This window comes from Enterobacter sp. AC1 (assembly GCF_050434705.1).
GTDB classification, from domain to species: Bacteria; Pseudomonadota; Gammaproteobacteria; order Enterobacterales; family Enterobacteriaceae; genus Enterobacter; species Enterobacter cloacae_L.
This window is the reverse complement of record NZ_JBNDIZ010000001.1, coordinates 174,641-193,397: the sequence shown is the minus strand read 5'-3', so window position 1 is coordinate 193,397 and position 18,757 is coordinate 174,641. Positions and strand designations below refer to the sequence as shown.

The window sequence follows — 18,757 nt, the reverse complement described above, 5'->3', positions numbered from 1 at the left end:
ATAAGAACAGGAGTCAACATGCAAAAGATTGTGATTATCGCCAACGGTGCGGCCTACGGCAGCGAATCCCTTTTTAACAGCCTGCGTCTGGCCATTGCGCTGCGTGAAAAAGAGAGCGACCTGGCGTTACGGCTCTTTTTGATGTCGGACGCGGTGACCGCCGGGCTGAAGGGCCAGAAGCCGGCAGAGGGCTATAACATCCAGCAGATGCTGGAGATCCTGATCGCGCAAAACGTGCCGGTGAAGCTGTGCAAGACCTGCACCGACGGACGCGGCGTTTCCGGACTGCCGCTGATTGAGGGTGTCGAAATTGGTACGCTGGTTGAGCTGGCCGAGTGGACGCTGTCCGCCGATAAAGTATTAACTTTTTAATAATAAACACGTAAAAATATTATTTTCTTATGGACGCGGTTTCAGCATCAAGTTTACCTGCGCGGCTGCCGATAGGCATGGAAACAACACAGCAGGTATTTCACTTATGTTCAGATCCATTCGTGCACGCATCATCGTCGCGACGGCAGGCTGTCTGGTCGTCGCCCTTCTCCTCAATACCGTTATCAACTTCCAGGTCACGCGCCAGGATAACCAGCAGTCCCAGCGCGATATCCTGACCAGCACCAGCGCGAGCCATAGCACGGCGATTGCCGACTGGGTAAAAAGCAAGATGACGGTCATCGCCTCCGCGCAGAGCGTTGCGCTCAGTGACGACCCGGTTCCGGCGTTTAAACAGCTCGCGCAGGCGGGTGGATTCACCAACGTCTATGCAGGCTACGCCAGCAAAACGGCAAAATTCTCCGAGCCTGCGGGCGTCCCGGCGGATTATGACCCGACCATTCGCCCCTGGTATCAGCAGGTGGTCAGCACGGACGGCCCGGTCGTCACGGCGCCCTACGTTGACGCCGGTACCGGCAAACTGGTGGTGACCTTCGCCGTGCCGGTGAAAGATAACGGCACCCTGAAAGCGGTTGTAGCGGGCGATGTGGCCATGGACAGCGTGGTGGCTAACGTACGCGGGATCCATCCTACCCCGGCGAGCAGCGGGTTGCTTCTGAACAGCGACGGCAGCGTTATTGCGGCTAACGATCCGGCCCTGACGCTTAAACCGTTTGCTGAGACGATCAAAGGCATCGATTTTGCTGCGCTGAAAAGCGGTAATCCGGTTGACGGAACGCTGAACGACGTCGAGAAAACCTTCGTGGCGACGGCCGTGCCGGGCACGAACTGGCTGCTGGTCGTCGCCCTCGACAGCGGCGACGCCACCTCCGGCATGCATTCCCTGCTTAAAGCGTCGGCGATTTCGCTGGTGATCCTGGCGCTGCTGAGCGCGGCCATCGTCCATTTCCTGATTGCCCGTCTGCTGAAGCGTCTGTCTGATATTCGCGACGCGATGCACAACATTGCCAACGGGACCAACGATCTGTCGCAGCGCCTTCCGGACAGCGGCGAGGACGAAGTCGCGCAGATTGCTCAGGCCTTTAACGCCTTCAGCGACAAGCTCTCGGTGGTGATGGTCCAGCTTCGCGATGCCAGTGAATCGGTGAAAAATGCCGCGCAGGAGATTGCTGCAGGTAACCAGGACCTCTCAGGACGTACAGAACAGGCGGCGTCCAGCCTGCGCGAGACGGCCAGCGCCGTAGAGCAGATCACCGCCTCCGTAACGCAGTCCAATGAATCGGCAGCCGAAGCGAACGACCAGGCAGGCAAGGCCGCCGCGGCCGCGGCGCGCGGCGGCGAGGTGGTATCGCAGGCGATCAGCACCATGCAGTCCATCGAAGTTGCGTCGGCAAAAATTGGCGATATCACCAGCGTGATTGACGGTATTGCTTTCCAGACCAACATCCTGGCGCTTAACGCGTCTGTAGAAGCGGCCCGTGCCGGTGAGCAGGGTCGCGGGTTTGCCGTGGTGGCAGGCGAAGTGCGCAACCTGGCGAGCCGCAGCGCCCAGGCGGCGAAAGAGATCAAATCGCTGATTGATTCCACCACCGACAGCGTGGCTACCGGCTCCCGCTACGTGCATCTGGCTGGGGAAAGCATGGATGAGATCCGCTCCAGCATCGGCAGCGTCTCCGGCATCATGCGCGAAATCTCCATCGCCACCAGCGAGCAGATGAAAGGCATTCATGAGATCAACCACGCGGTGACCCATCTCGACCGCATGGTGCAGCAGAACGCCGAGCTGGTAGTGGAGTCCGCCGCCGCCGCGGGTGCCCTGCAGAGCCAGGCGGGCGACCTTGCTGAAACCGCCGGCCATTTCCGCATTTAATGTTCTTCCGGCGCGCGTTTAGCGGGTAAAACGCGCGCCAGCGGAAATTTTGAGGAATTTTGTCATTTTTGTTTAATCGTTATGCCATTTTTTGATCAAAATCAGCATCCCGTCCCTCCCCCTTTGGTGTTATGCCATGAGTGAATTGTGAACAACATCACGCTCGGATATGGCAGCAGGGAGAGCGTTGTTTAAGACTACGGGGTAAAAAATGGCACTGGTAAAAACAAGTTTGAAACTGTTTGGCGGGGATACGGTAGTGGTGCGTTGCTCAGAACGCTGTCGTATTCATCTGATGAGTTCGAAAGCGCAAAAACAGTCCCAGGCGGATATTCTGACCGTACAGGACGATAAGGCCTGGCTTACCGTGCCGTATACCGGCACGTGGGATGTGCTGATCGACAGCCACAGCCAGTCGCTGGAGCATTCCGTCAGTTACGTGGCCGCATAAAATCAAACGCCCGGCGAGCCGGGCGTATTATCAGGCAAAACCCGGTCGCAGCGTGCCGTTGAGCGGGTTTCCTTCCAGCAGCGACTTCACCTTCACCACCAGCTCATTCAGACAATCGTCCTTCATGCCGAGTCGGGTCAGCTCCTGATCGAGCGAGAAGAGATACTGCGCGTTAGTGCCCAGCGGCCCGCTGGCGGCGGCAATTAATGGGGCAATCACCTGCGTGCGGGTGTCCGCTTCATACAGCGGGTGGCGCGGGTCCATAATAAAGACCAGCGCATTGACGGTGCGTCCGTCGTCCAGTTCCAGCTTGCACCAGCTCGGCATATAGCAGCCGGTGATCATTTCACGCTTCCAGAGCAGCGTGAGCTCTTCTTCCAGCGTGGCATCCGGGAGGCGATACGCTACGCCCGTGGTGCGTCCGCCCTCTTTCAGTGCAAGCATGCGCCCCGGCTGGCACGCGCTGCCGCGCCCGGCCGTCAGGCGCAGGCAAAATGCCCGATGCCAGCCAGGGAGAGTCCCCGTTGCCGATTCGACAAATTCCAGAGCCGGGTTCCACATCAGCGAACCGTAGCCAAAAATCCATACCGGGCCATCATCCGGGCGGCAGGCAAGCGTAGCAGCGAGCGACGCCGCACGTTGTTCAGCTGACCAGAGAAGCGATTCCTCAATAGCACCAAATGCCGTCTTACAATCTGCCTTCATTAAGAAATCACGCGTTAACACTTTCCACCTCCGCCACTGCATGCTTCCTTGCGACATCTGTAATTCGCCTTCCCGGCCTTAAGTGCTGGTCATTTTGCCAGCAGTTAAATAACGATAAGCAATTAGCGGACCAGTTGCAATACAACGAAAGTTCAACCGCCTGAAAAGTCAAAATGAAGGCAGCGAATAATTTCACGGCTATTTCTTTTTATGCCATTTATCATCGTCCCCTTTCTCATATTCATGTTTTACTGCGGCCCAGGCGACTTTGTGCGCCGTCTCTTCACGGCTGGCATCATCCCGGCGATCGTCCTTATCTTTGTACTGATCCCAGGCGCTGTTAAACGCCTCTTTGTAGATATCCTGCGCGTGAGCGGGCAGCACGTTTTGTACGTTATCCGGTAATTCACGTTTCGTTTTATAGGGCATCACTAACCTCTCTTTTTGTTAAAGAGATAAGTGTGGACGACGATACGTCAGGGTGCCACCCGCCATCAATTTATGGATAGTAATAAATCCTATCTCACTGTTATTTAAATGGTATTAAATGAAGATGGCGTATTATAGATATCAAACAGTGAAATTATGAAAAAGGGTAAAATTAAGTAAAAAATAAAGGGTATTTAACAGAGATCTGTTAATTTAATGGCCTCAAAAATGTATCTATAATTACAAGCACCTGCATTGATGGAGAAGCACATGACAGCAACACACGAGGCGGTAAAGACCCGCCACAAGGAGTCGTCACTCATTTTCCCGGTTCTGGCACTGGCTGTGCTGCTCTTCTGGGGAAGCAGTCAGTCACTGCCAGTGGTGGTTGGTATCAATATTCTGGCTCTGGTCGGTATTTTAACCAGCGCATTTAGCGTCGTTCGCCATGCGGACGTACTGGCCCACCGTCTGGGCGAGCCGTACGGATCGTTAATTCTCAGCCTTTCCGTTGTTATTCTCGAAGTCAGCCTGATTTCCGCGCTTATGGCGACCGGTGACGCCGCGCCGACGCTGATGCGCGACACGCTCTACTCAATCATTATGATTGTGACGGGCGGCCTGGTGGGCTTCTCTCTGTTACTGGGCGGACGCAAATTTGCAACCCAGTACATGAACCTGTTCGGCATTAAACAGTATCTGATTGCCCTCTTCCCGCTGGCGATTATTGTGCTGGTCTTCCCGATGGCGCTGCCGGGCGCAAACTTTTCTACCGGCCAGGCGCTGCTGGTCGCGCTCATTTCCGCCGCCATGTACGGCGTATTCCTGCTGATACAGACGAAAACGCACCAGAGCCTGTTTGTGTACGAGCATGAGGACGACGGTGACGACGATGACCCACACCACGGTAAGCCGTCGGCCCACAGCAGCGCGTGGCATACGGTTTGGCTGATCGTACATCTGATTGCGGTGATTGCCGTGACCAAGATGAATGCCAACCCGCTGGAGACACTGTTAACCGAGCTGAACGCGCCGGTGGCGTTTACCGGCTTCCTGGTGGCGCTACTGATTCTGTCCCCTGAAGGGCTGGGCGCGCTGAAGGCCGTATTGAACAATCAGGTTCAGCGCGCAATGAATCTCTTTTTCGGCTCGGTACTGGCGACCATTTCACTCACCGTACCGGTGGTGACGCTGATTGCCTTTATGACCGGCAACGAACTGCAGTTTGCGCTGGGCGCGCCGGAGATGATTGTGATGGTGGCATCGTTACTGCTGTGTCAGATTTCGTTCTCCACCGGGCGTACTAACGTGCTGAACGGGGCGGCGCATATGGCGTTGTTTATTGCGTATCTGATGACGATATTTGCATAAGATGGTTCCGGTGCGGCCTGATGCCCTCACCCCACCCCTCTCCCACAGGGAGAGGGTGAAAACATAAAAAAACCCGCCGAAGCGGGTTTTTTATTATTTGCTGGTATCCAGCTCGTCGAAGCTTTTCACCAGATCGTCAATCGCTTTGATCTGTTTCAGGAACGGCTCCAGCTTAGCCAGCGGCAGCGCGGACGGGCCGTCGCATTTCGCGTTGTCAGGATCCGGGTGCGCTTCAATGAACAGACCAGCCAGGCCAGTTGCCATACCAGCGCGCGCCAGTTCGGTTACCTGCGCACGACGGCCGCCAGACGCAGCGCCAAACGGGTCGCGGCACTGCAGCGCGTGGGTCACGTCGAAAATAACCGGAGACTGGTTAGAGACGTTCTTCATCACGCTGAAGCCCAGCATATCCACAACCAGGTTGTCGTAACCGAAGTTAGCACCACGGTCGCACAGGATAACTTTGTCGTTGCCGCCTTCGATAAATTTATCGACGATGTTGCCCATCTGGCCAGGGCTCACGAACTGCGGTTTTTTCACGTTGATCACTGCGCCCGTTTTCGCCATCGCTTCAACCAGGTCAGTCTGGCGAGCCAGAAACGCCGGGAGCTGGATCACGTCCACCACGTCAGCCACAGGCTGCGCCTGAGAGGCTTCATGCACGTCGGTGATCACTTTCACGCCAAACGTCTGTTTCAGCTCCTGGAAAATTTTCATCCCCTCTTCCAGGCCCGGGCCACGGTAAGAGTGAATGGAGGAGCGGTTGGCTTTGTCAAAAGAGGCTTTAAACACGTACGGGATGCCCAGCTTCTGGGTCACGGTCACGTAGTGTTCGCAGATGCGCATAGCGAGATCGCGGGATTCCAGCACGTTCATACCGCCAAACAGCACGAACGGCAGGTCGTTTGCCACGTTGATATCACCAATGCTAACCACTTTTTGTTTCATAGGATCGCCTTATTCAGGTGTGAATCGGAATTAAGATTAATGCAGTGTAATTTGTTTATGCGAGATCGCGTTGATCTGCGCGCGGATCATTTCGCTGATCGGATCTTCCGGGCACTGCTCGACGAAATAGTTCAGGTCGTTCAGCGCCACGTGTTCGCAGTCGAGCTGGGCATAAATCAGCCCGCGGTCGCGAATTTCGTACGGATCTTCCGGATTAAACTGCAGCAGCACTTCGCTGGCGCGCAGGGCCAGCTCCATCTGACGCTCTTCCATCAGGGCGGACTTCAGCGTATCCAGCAGCTTGCGGATGACTTCGGCGTTGTCGGCTTCGTCGAGATCTTCATTAAAGAGCTCGGCAACCGGACTGATATTGCCTTTCAGCCAGACATCCAGCGTATGCTCATCCAGCGTGTCGCCGTTAAACGGATTAATGAGCCACATCTCTCCGTCCAGCCACTCTGCACGCAGGATCATCTGCGTCGGAAAAATGACCGGCACCAGCGGAATATCCAGACGGTGCGCGACCCACAGCAAAATAGAGCCCAGCGCAACCGCGCTACCCTGACGATTTTTTAAGACCTGGTCCAGCCATAATGCGTCAGACAGGCGGTACACGCCACGCGTGTCGCAGAAACCCCATTCGCCGTAGAAAAGCTCAAGCAGCTTCTCCAGCTGCCAGTCCTGCGGACGCGCCTGATTGATCTCTTCGCGCGCCAGGCTAACCAGACTTTCCAGCTCATCGTAGACATACTGCGACGTAAAATCGTCGCGGATCATCTCCGAAATCAGGATCATGCCATCGCAGAGCGGCACTTTATTAAATTCGAAATCGGCTAAGGACCTCATGACTTACCCCAGTAACGGTATTCTTGTGGTGGCGAGTTTAATGATGATGTACAGCACCACCAGATCCAGCAGAAAGGCGATAAAACCAACCTGCTGGCTGCGCGGACGACGACGTCCAGGCGCGATAAAACCCAAAACGATGTATACCCATCATACTTCAAGCTGCATGTGCGTTGGCTGCGCTCGCTCACCTCAGTCACATAGTTAACTATGCTCCTGAGGACTCGCTCTCTTGCCGCCTTCATGCAACTCGAATTATTTTGGGTATAGATGATAACGCCAAACAGCTTTTCAGTCAGCCATGCGCCTTTATCAGTAAATGGCAGATAGTCTGTTTTCACTGCCACTGCCCCAGCGTCAGGCGTTCGTTTCCGCCGTAGTCGCGGCAGGTCTCGACGGCGGCGTAACCTGCCTGCATAAAGAGCGCACGCACGGCTTCACCCTGCGTCCAGCCATGCTCCACCAGCAGCCAGCCGCCGGGACGTAAATGCTTCCGTGACGTTGTCACAATATGCTCAAGATCGGCTAACCCGTCGTTGGCGGCGACCAGCGCCGTCAGCGGTTCGAAGCGAACATCCCCCTGCGCCAGGTGCGGGTCCTGCTCGTCGATATAGGGCGGGTTACTGACAATCATTCCGAAGGTCTGCTTCTCCAGCGCGCTAAACCAGCTGCTCTGCAGCACGGTCACGTTAGTTACGCCCAGTCGCTCCACGTTACGCTGCGCCAGCGCCACCGCGTCAGGCATCACATCGACCGCCGTTACCGCGCAATCGGGCCGTTCGGTGGCGAGCGCCAGCGAGATAGCACCGGTGCCGGTACCGAGGTCGAGAATGCTACAGGCCTCTGCCGGTAAACGCGCCAGCGCCTGCTCCACCAGACATTCGGTATCGGGGCGCGGGATCAGCGTCGCCGTTGAGACGAACAGCGGTAACGACCAGAACTCGCGCTCCCCGACGAGATGCGCCACCGGCTCGCCGGTTTTACGGCGGGCGAGCAGCGCGGCCAGCTGCGCCTCCTGCTCTGCGGTCAGTTCGGTTTCACCGAAGGCCAGCAGATACGTGCGGGCTTTGCCCGTCACGTGCTCAAGCAAAATTTCGGCGTCGCGCTTAGGGCTTTCGCTTTCTGAAAGCTCACCGGTGGCCTGGCGTAACCAGCGCTGGAAATCCATTATTCCTGCTCGGACAGCGCCGCCAGCTGGTCGGCCTGGTATTCCTGCACGATAGGCTCAATCAGCATATCCAGCTTACCTTCCATCACCTCGTCCAGACGATAGAGCGTCAGGTTGATACGGTGGTCGGTCACGCGGCCCTGCGGGAAGTTGTAGGTGCGGTTACGGTCGCTGCGATCGCCGCTGCCCAGCAGGTTACGACGCGTAGACGCTTCCGCCTGCTGGCGTTTCGCCATTTCTGCCGCGTGGATACGCGCGCCCAGTACGGACAGCGCTTTGGCTTTGTTTTTATGCTGCGAACGCTCGTCCTGACATTCGACGACGATGCCGGTCGGCAGGTGGGTAATACGAATGGCGGAGTCGGTGGTGTTAACGTGCTGACCGCCCGCTCCGGAGGAACGGAAGGTGTCGATGCGCAGATCGGCCGGGTTAATGTCCGGCAGTTCCGCTTCCGGCAGCTCCGGCATCACCGCCACCGTACAGGCTGACGTATGAATGCGTCCCTGAGATTCAGTGGCCGGCACGCGCTGCACGCGATGGCCGCCGGATTCAAACTTAAGACGGCCGTACACGCCGTCGCCGCTGATCTTGGCGATAACCTCTTTGTAGCCACCATGTTCGCCTTCGTTGGCGCTCATGATCTCCACGCGCCAGCGACGCGATTCGGCGTAGCGGCTGTACATGCGGAACAGATCCCCGGCAAACAGGGCCGCTTCGTCACCGCCGGTACCGGCGCGGACTTCCACAAACGCGTTACGTTCATCGTCCGGATCTTTCGGCAGCAGAAGCACCTGAAGCTGCTGCTCCATCTCTTCTGAACGCGCTTTCGCATCCTGCAACTCTTCCTGCGCCATCTCGCGCATTTCAGGATCGTCGAGCATCATCTGCGCGGTTTCGATATCTTCCTGAACCTGTCGCCAGTCGGTAAAGCATTTAGAAACATCACTTAACTGCGCGTATTCACGTGAAAGCGCGCGAAAACGTTCCTGGTCCGCAATGGTCCCGGCATCGCCGAGCAGCGCCTGTACTTCTTCATGGCGCTCGTGCAGAGCTTCCAGTTTAGCGACGATAGAAGGCTTCATAGGCGTAAGTGCACCTTGTCTTAGAAAATGGGTATAGGGCGCTATTCCAGCCCGAGGCTGTTGCGCAGAATAGTCAGGCGTTCATCATCCCCGTCACGGGCTGCCTGCTGAAGAGATTTGGTTGGCGCATGGATCAGGCGGTTGGTCAGTTTCCACGCCAGATCCTGCATTATTGCGTGTGCGTCGCCACCCTGTTCAAGGGCCGCTAACGCTTTGGCAGTCAGGTCGTCACGCACCTGCTCCGCCTGCCCGCGGTACTCGCGGATGGTCTCGCTGACGCTTTGCGCGCGCAGCCAGGCCATAAACTCACTGGTTTCCTGCTCGACAATGGTTTCCGCCTGAACCGCCGCCGCTTTACGCTGAGCAAGGTTGTGCGAAATGATGCTTTGCAGGTCGTCCACGCTGTAGAGGTAGGCGTTAGCCAGCTTGCCGACTTCTGGCTCCACATCGCGCGGAACGGCGATATCCACCAGCAGCATCGGCTGATTACGACGGGACTTCAGCGCGCGCTCCACCATCCCTTTACCGATGATCGGCAGCGGGCTGGCGGTAGAGCTGATAATAATGTCCGCCTCTTTCAGGCGTTCATCGATGTCGCTCAGGGCAACCACCTCTGCCCCCACTTCATCCGCCAGCACCTGCGCGCGTTCGCGGGTGCGGTTTGCGATAATCATCTTTTTCACTTTATGCTCGCGCAGATGGCGCGCCACAAGTTCGATGGTTTCGCCCGCTCCCACCAGCATCACGGTGACGGTTGAGAGGGATTCAAAGATTTGGCGCGCAAGGGTGCAGGCCGCGAAAGCAACAGAAACCGCACTGGCACCAATGTCGGTTTCGGTTCGCACACGCTTCGCCACGGAGAAAGACTTCTGGAACATGCGCTCCAGCTCGCTGGCCTTCAGGTGCCCTTTTTGCGAATCCGCAAACGCTTTTTTCACCTGACCCAGAATTTGCGGCTCGCCCAGCACCAGCGAATCCAGCCCGCTGGCGACGCGCATCAGGTGGCTGACGGCATCATTGTCCTGATGCCAGTACAGACTGTTGCGCAGCTCGTCTTCGTTGAGGTTGTGGTAGTCGCATAGCCAGCGGATCAGCGCTTCATGCAGGTTATCCTGCTCTTCCACGCTTAAATACAGCTCGGTACGGTTGCACGTTGAGAGCACCACGCCACCCTGCACCATCGGCTGTGCAAGCAGGCTGTCCAGCGCCAGGTCAAGCGTATCCGGCGAAAACGTAACGCGTTCTCGCAGCGAAACCGGGGCTGTTTTGTGGTTGATGCCGAGTGCTAATAGGGTCATGTTGAGCGGGAGTAGTACCAGCGTTAATAAGGTTAGCAGAACGCATCATACAGGATGCGCGAGATCAATAAAAGGGACTGCCCCCTTTCGGAGTAATAGCTTACGCCACGCTTTGAGATAATTTGAACGTAGACGGTAGCCCCCTTCGACGCTAGCATTAACAGTCATAACTGCAACGTATCTCAAGGATTTGTCCTCATTATGACCCGACTGATTCGCCTGCTGCCGCTGGCGGCACTGGTTCTGACCGCATGTACCGTCACCCAACCAAAAGGCCCGGGCAAAAGCCCTGATTCACCGCAGTGGCGTCAGCACCAGCAGGACGTCCGTAATTTGAGCCAGTACCAGACCCGCGGCGCCTTCGCTTATCTCTCTGACGAGCAAAAGGTTTATGCGCGCTTCTTCTGGCAGCAGACGGGCCAGGATAACTATCGCCTGCTGCTGTTAAATCCGCTGGGCAGTACCGAACTGGAGCTTATCGCCAAACCGGGCGAAGCGCAGATCACCGATAACAAAGGCCAGCACTACACCGCGACAGATGCCGAAGAGATGATTGGCAAGCTGACCGGGATGCCTATCCCGCTCAACAGCCTGCGCCAGTGGATCCTTGGCCTGCCGGGTGAGGCAACCGACTACACGCTTGACGATCAATACCGTCTCAGCCAGGTGAATTACACTCAGAATGGCAAGACGTGGAAAGTGGTGTACAGCGCCTATGACAGCAAGAGTAAACCGTCGCTGCCATCAAATATGGAACTGACCCAGGGCAGCCAGCGCATCAAGCTGAAAATGGACAACTGGATCGTTAAATGATGACCCACTGGCCCTCTCCGGCAAAACTGAACCTGTTTTTATACATTACCGGCCAGCGTGCTGACGGGTACCACACCCTGCAGACGCTGTTTCAGTTTATTGACTATGGCGACACGATTTCTATCGAGCTGCGCCAGGACGGGCAGATTTGCCTCCTGACGCCGGTCGACGGCGTGGCGCATGAGGACAACCTGATCGTGCGCGCTGCGCGTCTGCTGATGAAAGCCGCCGCCGACACCGGGCGATTGCCGGCAGGAAGCGGTGCGGACATCCGCATTGAGAAACGTCTGCCGATGGGCGGCGGGCTTGGCGGTGGCTCATCTAACGCCGCCACGGTGCTGGTTGCCCTGAACCACCTCTGGGGTTGCGGGCTGTCGCGGGACGAGCTGGCCGCTTTAGGCCTGACGCTGGGCGCGGATGTCCCGGTATTTGTTCGCGGTCACGCGGCCTTTGCCGAGGGCGTGGGTGAGATCCTCTCCCCGGCTGAACCGCCGGAAAAATGGTATCTGGTGGCCCACCCTGGCGTGAGCATTCCGACCCCGGTCATCTTTAAAGATCCAGACCTGAAAAGAGATACCCCGGTGCGGTCAATAGAAACGTTATTAAATTGTGAATTCAGCAACGATTGCGAGGATATCGCAAGAAAACGTTTTCGCGAGGTTGATGCGGTGCTTTCCTGGCTGTTAGAATACGCGCCGTCGCGCCTGACTGGTACAGGGGCCTGTGTCTTTGCTGAATTTGACACCGAATCCGCCGCTCGTCAGGTGCTTGAGCAAGCGCCGGTTTGGCTGCATGGTTTTGTAGCGCGCGGGATGAACACGTCCCCCCTGCAGCACGCCATTCTGGCGCAGACTGAGTTTCGGTGACAACGTCACCCTGTTCCAGACGTTGCATCGCGCTCTTTAATACACCGCCTGGATAGCCTTCGCCTGGCCCGCACAGTTTGCGGCGAACGCTATCCACCACTGGACGCATGCCTGAGGTTCTTCTCGTGCCTGATATGAAGCTTTTTGCTGGTAACGCCACCCCGGAACTAGCACAACGTATTGCCAACCGCCTGTACACTTCCCTCGGCGACGCCGCCGTAGGTCGCTTTAGCGACGGCGAAGTCAGCGTACAAATTAACGAAAATGTACGCGGTGGTGATATTTTCATCATCCAGTCCACCTGTGCTCCAACAAACGACAACCTGATGGAACTGGTTGTTATGGTCGACGCCCTGCGTCGTGCTTCAGCAGGCCGTATCACTGCTGTTATTCCTTACTTCGGCTATGCCCGTCAGGACCGTCGCGTTCGTTCCGCGCGTGTGCCAATCACCGCCAAAGTTGTCGCTGACTTCCTGTCCAGCGTCGGCGTTGACCGCGTACTGACCGTTGACCTGCACGCAGAGCAGATCCAGGGCTTCTTCGACGTCCCGGTTGATAACGTATTCGGCAGCCCAATCCTGCTGGAAGACATGCTGCAGCTGAACCTGGACAACCCAATCGTGGTTTCTCCGGACATCGGCGGCGTGGTACGTGCCCGTGCTATCGCTAAGCTGCTGAACGATACCGACATGGCAATCATCGACAAACGCCGTCCGCGCGCTAACGTTTCTCAGGTGATGCACATCATCGGTGACGTGGCTGGCCGCGACTGCGTGCTGGTTGACGACATGATCGATACCGGCGGTACGCTGTGTAAAGCCGCTGAAGCGCTGAAAGAGCGTGGTGCCAAGCGCGTGTTCGCTTACGCGACCCACCCGATCTTCTCCGGTAACGCGGTAAACAACCTGCGCAACTCCGTCATTGACGAAGTTGTGGTATGCGATACCATCCCATTGAGCGACGAGATCAAGGCACTGCCAAACGTGCGTACCCTGACCCTGTCCGGGATGCTGGCCGAAGCGATTCGTCGTATCAGCAACGAAGAATCCATCTCTGCAATGTTCGAACACTAATCGGACACGGCCCAAAAACCCGCTGCGGCGGGTTTTTTTGTCTCTGGGTTTTATTTGTATGATTAATGCCTCCTTCACCTGCCATTCATATGACAGATGATGCGCATACGGATGATAGATAATTGTGAAAAACGTAACCTCCTCACATGTTCTGCCCTTTCGCGCCCTCATCGACGCCTGCTGGAAAGAGAAGTACACCTCGTCACGCTTTGTACGTGACCTGATTGCCGGGATCACCGTCGGCATTATCGCCATCCCGCTGGCGATGGCGCTGGCGATTGGCAGCGGCGTTGCGCCGCAGTACGGCCTGTATACCTCGGCCGTTGCCGGGATCGTCATCGCCCTGACCGGCGGCTCGCGCTTTAGCGTCTCCGGCCCGACCGCCGCTTTTGTGGTGATCCTCTACCCCGTTTCGCAGCAGTTTGGTCTGGCAGGCCTGCTGGTCGCCACCCTGATGTCCGGCGTCTTTTTGATTCTGTTTGGCCTGGCCCGCTTTGGTCGGCTGATCGAGTACATCCCCCTTTCCGTGACGCTGGGATTCACCTCGGGGATTGGTATCACCATCGGAACCATGCAGATCAAGGATTTCCTCGGCCTGCAGATGACTCATGTTCCTGAGCACTATTTACAGAAAGTCGGGGCGCTGTTTATGGCGCTGCCGACCGCCAACCTGGGCGACGCCGCCATCGGGATTGTGACGCTGGGCACGCTGATCGTCTGGCCCCGTCTGGGCATTCGACTGCCGGGCCATCTGCCCGCGCTGCTGCTGGGCTGCGCGGTGATGGCTATCGTGAATATGTTTGGTGGTCATGTCGCCACCATCGGCTCGCAGTTCCACTATGTTCTGGCGGACGGTTCACAGGGCAGCGGCATTCCGCAGCTGTTACCGCAGCTGGTGCTGCCGTGGGAACTGCCCGGCTCCAGCTTTACCCTAAGCTGGGACTCCCTGCGTGCCCTGCTTCCTGCGGCGTTCTCTATGGCGATGCTGGGGGCGATTGAGTCCCTGCTCTGCGCCGTGGTGCTTGACGGCATGACCGGCACAAAGCACAAAGCTAACGGCGAGCTGGTCGGCCAGGGATTAGGGAATATCATCGCGCCGTTCTTCGGCGGTATTACGGCCACGGCGGCTATCGCCCGTTCAGCGGCGAACGTGCGCGCCGGGGCAACCTCGCCCGTATCGGCAGTTATCCATTCCGCGCTGGTGATCCTCGCCCTGCTGATCCTCGCCCCGCTGCTCTCCTGGCTGCCGCTCTCCGCCATGGCCGCGCTGCTGCTGATGGTGGCCTGGAACATGAGTGAGGCGCACAAGGTCGTGAACCTGCTGCGTCGCGCCCCGAAAGACGACATCATCGTGATGCTGATCTGCATGTCGCTGACCGTGCTGTTCGATATGGTCATCGCCATCAGCGTCGGGATCGTGCTCGCTTCCCTGCTGTTTATGCGCCGCATTGCGCAGATGACGCGCCTCTCCCCGGTTAACGTGGAGGTGCCTGATGACGTGCTGGTTCTGCGCGTGATTGGCCCGCTGTTCTTCGCCGCGGCGGAAGGATTGTTCAGCGATCTGGAGTCCCGCATCGCGGGCAAGCGGATTGTGGTGCTGAAATGGGATGCCGTACCGGTACTGGATGCCGGCGGGCTGGATGCCTTCCAGCGCTTTGTGAAACGTCTGCCGGAAGGCTGCGAGCTGCGGGTGAGTAACCTGGAGTTCCAGCCCCTGCGCACCATGGCGCGCGCGGGCGTGCAGCCTATCCCTGGCCGACTCTCCTTCTACCCAAACCGTGAAGCCGCGTTAGCGGATCTGTGAGCCACCTGATGCAGAGAAACGTCTCTGCATCATCACCCCGATAGCCTGCTGGAGCCACCCAAGCACGGCAGGCGTCATCCATGTTCCCTTCATCAGATGCGGCTCCTGCTGCATGGCCATGCGAAACTTTTGCTGGGTCTCCGGGTTCGTGCCCGCGTAAGACTGGAACAGCACCAGCCAGTTTTCGGCGAGCTTTTGCGCATCGTCTGAGGCGGGATCGAGATTTTCCCGCTGCGCCTGGTGCAGCATCGCCACCAGCGGCGGCCACTCCATCATGCGGTCAAAGTAGTGTTTCCGGGTAAAAGCCATCTCTTCGGCAGAGAGATATTTCTCCCAGATAATAAGCTTCGATTCGGCAAACGCCCGCGTAATGTAATCGGTCATCTCCGGCGTGATGCCGGTCTGCGCCTGCATCTGTGGCTCAACGCTGTGCATGTCGTTCAGCCGGGTGAGAAACTCCGGCTTGCCCGCCGTATCCTGCTCCAGGCGTTCCATCCAGCGCGTAGCCAGGTCCATCGCCCGCGCGTCAGTCACGGGTATGCGTTGTTCCAGCAGCGCGTTGGCCTCCGCTACCAGCCCCGACCAGATAGCCGCCAGCGCATCCTTCTGCACCACAAACGGCAGCTGCTGTAACTCTTCTTTGCTAAACCAGCGATCGTACATATTCATCAACTCCAGAGTCTGTAGCCAGGATTCCAGATCCGGGGTCGCATCGTTGAGAAGCCCGGTGCGTAAATCCATCAGCCGGTCGCGCAGCGTATTTATGCTGCGCAGCTGCTTATCCAGCAGGCTGATTTGCGCATCGAGGAGCTCCGTTAACGACAGCGACTCCTGTTCCAGAAAATCCCTGATTTCAGCAAGTTCCATCCCCGCTTTTGCCAGCGCCTGGATCATATGCAGACGCTGAACATCCGCCAGGTTGTAAAGCCGGTAACCTGCCGCGCTTCTGGCAGAAGGCAGCAACAACCCTGTTTGCTCATAGTGATGCAATGTTCGCACGGTGATCCCGGCCCGTTTTGCCAGCTCACCCACCTGAATCAACATAACTGCTCCTTTTCTTTGCCAGTGGCGCCACTCTGGAGCCTTACGTTACGTGAGGGTCAACCCTTGATGCAAAAAAAAACGACTCCCTCGGGAGCCGTTTCGGTGTTCTATATCGCTGCACTAGCTGTGCTTATGCTGGTCGCGACGACAGCGTTTGTCGTAGTGGCGCACCCACCAGTATTTGTCACACACTTCCTCATGGCCGCTCACGCGAGCCCCTGCCAGCCACAATACCGCACCCACAAAGATGCTCAATATTGCGCCATGCGCAAAGTATTGCGGGAGGTCAAGCTGCGGCAACTGGTTTAAAATTGAATAACCCACGCCGGCTACCATCACAAACAGCCCTAATCCCATCAGCACGTTACCGAGTAACGAAGCGTTTTTGCGTTTCATGTGTCACCTCCGGAACTTTGGGTTGTCAGGGGAAAACCCCCTAATCCTTGTGTGTAAAGTATAGACAACGCCCTTTTTATGAGTTGCGTGAATGATCACAATTACAGATAACTCCCAAACAAAAGTTTACAAATAAGACTTTGAACAGCTTGAAATTCTAATTGTTCAAATGAGTAATTATTCGTATTTCACCGTCAAGAGCGCAGAATTTTGTCAAGCGGCGCGCCAGACAGTAAACTACGCGCCAGATCTGGAACCCATTAGGAATTGAATCGTGACGATTAAACTGATTGTCGGCCTCGCCAACCCGGGCGCAGAGTATGCGGCCACCCGCCACAATGCCGGGGCATGGTACGTCGATCTGCTGGCCGAGCGGTTACGTGCTCCCCTGCGTGAAGAACCTAAATTCTTCGGGTATACCTCACGTATCAACCTTGCAGGCGCGGATGTTCGCCTGCTGGTGCCCACCACGTTTATGAACCTGAGCGGTAAAGCGGTGGCGGCGATGGCGACGTTTTATCGCATTAATCCGGATGAAATTCTGGTTGCCCACGATGAGCTGGATCTCCCGCCTGGCGTGGCAAAATTCAAGCTGGGCGGCGGGCACGGCGGCCACAACGGTCTAAAAGACATCATCAGCAAGCTGGGCAATAACCCGAATTTTCACCGTTTGCGCGTGGGAATCGGCCATCCGGGCGATAAAAACAAAGTTGTCGGTTTTGTTCTGGGTAAACCCCCGGTTTCAGAGCAGAAACTGATTGACGAGGCGGTAGACGAAGCGGCGCGCTGCACCGAAATCTGGCTGAAAGATGGGTTAACCAAGGCGACAAACCGCTTGCACGCTTTCAAAGCGCAATAATCCACCCGGTACGGCATTTTTACCGCGCGTCATGCGGGTTACGTGTATAATAGGCGTAGTTATTTACTTTTCATCAGTCGGTTATCGTTAACGGATTGATTATCAAGAGATTAAGGTGATTTAGAAATGGGATTCAAATGCGGTATCGTCGGTCTGCCAAACGTGGGCAAATCCACCCTGTTTAACGCGCTTACCAAAGCGGGTATCGAAGCGGCGAACTTCCCGTTCTGTACCATCGAACCTAATACCGGCGTTGTGCCAATGCCGGATCCGCGTCTGGACCAGCTCGCGGAAATCGTGAAGCCGCAGCGTATTCTGCCAACCACCATGGAGTTTGTGGACATCGCGGGCCTGGTAAAAGGCGCATCCAAAGGTGAAGGTCTGGGCAACCAGTTCCTGACCAACATCCGTGAAACCGAAGCGATCGGTCACGTTGTGCGCTGCTTCGAGAACGACAACATTATCCACGTCAACAACAAAGTGGATCCGGCCGACGACATCGACGTCATCAACACCGAACTGGCGCTCTCTGACCTCGACACCTGCGAACGCGCGATTCACCGCGTGCAGAAGAAAGCCAAAGGCGGCGACAAAGACGCGAAAGCGGAACTGGCTGCGCTGGAAAAATGTCTGCCACAGCTGGAAAACGCCGGCATGCTGCGCGCGCTGAAAAACCTGACTGAAGAAGACAAAGCGGCAATCAAATACCTGAGCTTCCTGACCCTGAAGCCAACCATGTACATCGCCAACGTTAACGAAGACGGTTTCGAGAACAACCCGTACCTCGACAAAGTGCGTGAAATCGCAGCGGCTGAAGGTTCTGTGGTTGTTGCCGTGTGCGCGGCCGTTGAATCCGATATCGCCGAGCTGGACGATGCCGACCGTGAAGAGTTCATGGCCGAGCTGGGTCTGGAAGAGCCGGGCCTGAACCGCGTGATCCGCGCAGGCTATGAGCTGCTGAACCTGCAGACCTACTTCACCGCTGGCGTGAAAGAAGTGCGTGCGTGGACCATCCCTGTGGGTGCAACTGCACCTCAGGCTGCTGGTAAAATTCACACCGACTTCGAGAAAGGCTTTATTCGTGCGCAGACTATCGCGTTTGAGGACTTCATCACCTACAAGGGTGAGCAAGGCGCGAAAGAAGCAGGCAAGATGCGTGCGGAAGGGAAAGATTATATCGTTAAAGATGGCGACGTAATGAACTTCCTGTTCAACGTCTGATTCGTCTTGAGTCAAAAAAATCCACGCCCTGGCGTGGATTTTTTTATTATTAGAAATTACCGGCTGAATTAGCTTAATATTATGATTTTTCCGCCCAATAACACGGTGCGGGGCACTATG

The 18,757-nt window shown here is 56.7% G+C and carries 19 protein-coding genes and 2 pseudogenes; 10 read left to right on the top strand and 11 right to left on the bottom strand.

Features of this window, described 5'->3' with window-relative positions; translation table 11 throughout:
- Positions 1–18 precede the first annotated feature (18 nt).
- The 3 genes from M2433_RS00925 to M2433_RS00915 all read left to right on the top strand — a co-directional run bounded on the left by M2433_RS00925 (position 19) and on the right by M2433_RS00915 (position 2,714).
- A complete protein-coding gene (locus M2433_RS00925) occupies positions 19–372 on the top strand; it encodes a DsrE/DsrF/TusD sulfur relay family protein (protein ID WP_429052258.1) in 354 nt (117 codons plus the stop codon).
- Between the two features lie 106 nt (positions 373–478).
- Positions 479–2,263, top strand: a complete 1,785-nt coding sequence (locus M2433_RS00920; RefSeq protein ID WP_429052255.1) for a methyl-accepting chemotaxis protein — start codon at positions 479–481, stop codon at positions 2,261–2,263.
- Positions 2,264–2,474: 211 nt separating this feature from the next.
- On the top strand, positions 2,475–2,714 hold the full coding sequence (locus M2433_RS00915) for a DUF1883 domain-containing protein (RefSeq protein WP_010432930.1): 240 nt from the start codon (positions 2,475–2,477) through the stop codon (positions 2,712–2,714).
- A gap of 30 nt (positions 2,715–2,744) precedes the next feature.
- Here M2433_RS00915 and M2433_RS00910 read toward each other — a convergent pair whose 3' ends face one another.
- Together M2433_RS00910 and chaB are read right to left on the bottom strand one after the other, a co-directional pair.
- Entirely contained in the window at positions 2,745–3,440 is a 696-nt protein-coding gene (locus tag M2433_RS00910; RefSeq protein ID WP_429052252.1) for a gamma-glutamylcyclotransferase, read from the bottom strand.
- Between the two features lie 177 nt (positions 3,441–3,617).
- Positions 3,618–3,848, bottom strand: coding sequence for a putative cation transport regulator ChaB (chaB, locus tag M2433_RS00905; protein WP_008499518.1), 231 nt, complete (start codon positions 3,846–3,848; stop codon positions 3,618–3,620).
- 270 nt (positions 3,849–4,118) lie between these two features.
- Between chaB and chaA the strand changes: the two genes are divergently transcribed.
- A complete protein-coding gene (gene chaA / locus M2433_RS00900; protein ID WP_047348219.1) occupies positions 4,119–5,219 on the top strand; it encodes a sodium-potassium/proton antiporter ChaA in 1,101 nt (366 codons plus the stop codon).
- A 93-nt stretch (positions 5,220–5,312) separates the two neighbouring features.
- Here the strand turns inward: chaA and kdsA are convergent, their stop codons facing one another.
- The 7 genes and pseudogenes from kdsA to hemA form a co-directional block, all read right to left on the bottom strand.
- On the bottom strand, positions 5,313–6,167 hold the full coding sequence (kdsA, locus tag M2433_RS00895) for a 3-deoxy-8-phosphooctulonate synthase (RefSeq protein WP_047348218.1): 855 nt from the start codon (positions 6,165–6,167) through the stop codon (positions 5,313–5,315).
- Between the two features lie 36 nt (positions 6,168–6,203).
- A complete protein-coding gene (gene sirB1, locus M2433_RS00890; protein WP_047348217.1) occupies positions 6,204–7,013 on the bottom strand; it encodes an invasion regulator SirB1 in 810 nt (269 codons plus the stop codon).
- Positions 7,014–7,016: 3 nt separating this feature from the next.
- A pseudogene (locus tag M2433_RS00885) lies at positions 7,017–7,157 on the bottom strand (siroheme synthase); the annotation flags it as partial.
- 125 nt (positions 7,158–7,282) lie between these two features.
- Positions 7,283–7,351: pseudogene (locus tag M2433_RS00880) on the bottom strand (siroheme synthase); the annotation flags it as partial.
- The gene (gene prmC / locus M2433_RS00875; RefSeq protein ID WP_429052250.1) at positions 7,351–8,181 is read right to left on the bottom strand and encodes a peptide chain release factor N(5)-glutamine methyltransferase; all 831 of its coding nucleotides are present in this window, start codon (positions 8,179–8,181) and stop codon (positions 7,351–7,353) included. The pseudogene M2433_RS00880 and the gene prmC, both read right to left, overlap by 1 nt.
- The gene (gene prfA, locus M2433_RS00870; protein ID WP_021240360.1) at positions 8,181–9,263 is read right to left on the bottom strand and encodes a peptide chain release factor 1; all 1,083 of its coding nucleotides are present in this window, start codon (positions 9,261–9,263) and stop codon (positions 8,181–8,183) included. Before prfA ends, prmC begins: the two co-directional genes overlap by 1 nt.
- 41 nt (positions 9,264–9,304) lie before the next feature.
- Entirely contained in the window at positions 9,305–10,561 is a 1,257-nt protein-coding gene (gene hemA, locus M2433_RS00865; RefSeq protein WP_028018745.1) for a glutamyl-tRNA reductase, read from the bottom strand.
- 201 nt (positions 10,562–10,762) lie between these two features.
- Between hemA and lolB the strand changes: the two genes are divergently transcribed.
- The 4 genes from lolB (at position 10,763) to dauA (ending at position 15,117) form a co-directional block, all read left to right on the top strand.
- Positions 10,763–11,374 (top strand): lipoprotein insertase outer membrane protein LolB, encoded by a 612-nt coding sequence (gene lolB / locus M2433_RS00860; RefSeq protein ID WP_108417820.1) that lies wholly within the window; start codon positions 10,763–10,765, stop codon positions 11,372–11,374.
- The gene (gene ispE / locus M2433_RS00855) at positions 11,371–12,240 is read left to right on the top strand and encodes a 4-(cytidine 5'-diphospho)-2-C-methyl-D-erythritol kinase (RefSeq protein WP_429052246.1); all 870 of its coding nucleotides are present in this window, start codon (positions 11,371–11,373) and stop codon (positions 12,238–12,240) included. Before lolB ends, ispE begins: the two co-directional genes overlap by 4 nt.
- A 125-nt stretch (positions 12,241–12,365) precedes the next feature.
- On the top strand, positions 12,366–13,313 hold the full coding sequence (prs, locus tag M2433_RS00850; protein ID WP_003856663.1) for a ribose-phosphate diphosphokinase: 948 nt from the start codon (positions 12,366–12,368) through the stop codon (positions 13,311–13,313).
- 124 nt (positions 13,314–13,437) lie between these two features.
- Positions 13,438–15,117 (top strand): C4-dicarboxylic acid transporter DauA, encoded by a 1,680-nt coding sequence (gene dauA, locus M2433_RS00845; RefSeq protein ID WP_429052240.1) that lies wholly within the window; start codon positions 13,438–13,440, stop codon positions 15,115–15,117.
- On the opposite strand, the gene M2433_RS00840 is transcribed toward dauA, so the two are convergent.
- Complete coding sequence (locus tag M2433_RS00840) at positions 15,103–16,161, bottom strand: MerR family transcriptional regulator (protein ID WP_429052238.1); 1,059 nt, start codon at positions 16,159–16,161, stop codon at positions 15,103–15,105. The genes dauA and M2433_RS00840 overlap by 15 nt on opposite strands.
- Positions 16,162–16,281: 120 nt before the next feature.
- A complete protein-coding gene (gene ychH, locus M2433_RS00835; RefSeq protein ID WP_032656663.1) occupies positions 16,282–16,557 on the bottom strand; it encodes a stress-induced protein YchH in 276 nt (91 codons plus the stop codon).
- A gap of 274 nt (positions 16,558–16,831) precedes the next feature.
- Between ychH and pth the strand changes: the two genes are divergently transcribed.
- Positions 16,832–17,416, top strand: coding sequence for an aminoacyl-tRNA hydrolase (gene pth / locus M2433_RS00830; protein WP_023336005.1), 585 nt, complete (start codon positions 16,832–16,834; stop codon positions 17,414–17,416).
- A gap of 126 nt (positions 17,417–17,542) precedes the next feature.
- Positions 17,543–18,637: a redox-regulated ATPase YchF gene (gene ychF, locus M2433_RS00825; RefSeq protein WP_010432886.1), complete on the top strand. Its 1,095-nt coding sequence runs from the start codon at positions 17,543–17,545 to the stop codon at positions 18,635–18,637.
- Positions 18,638–18,757: the final 120 nt, after the last annotated feature.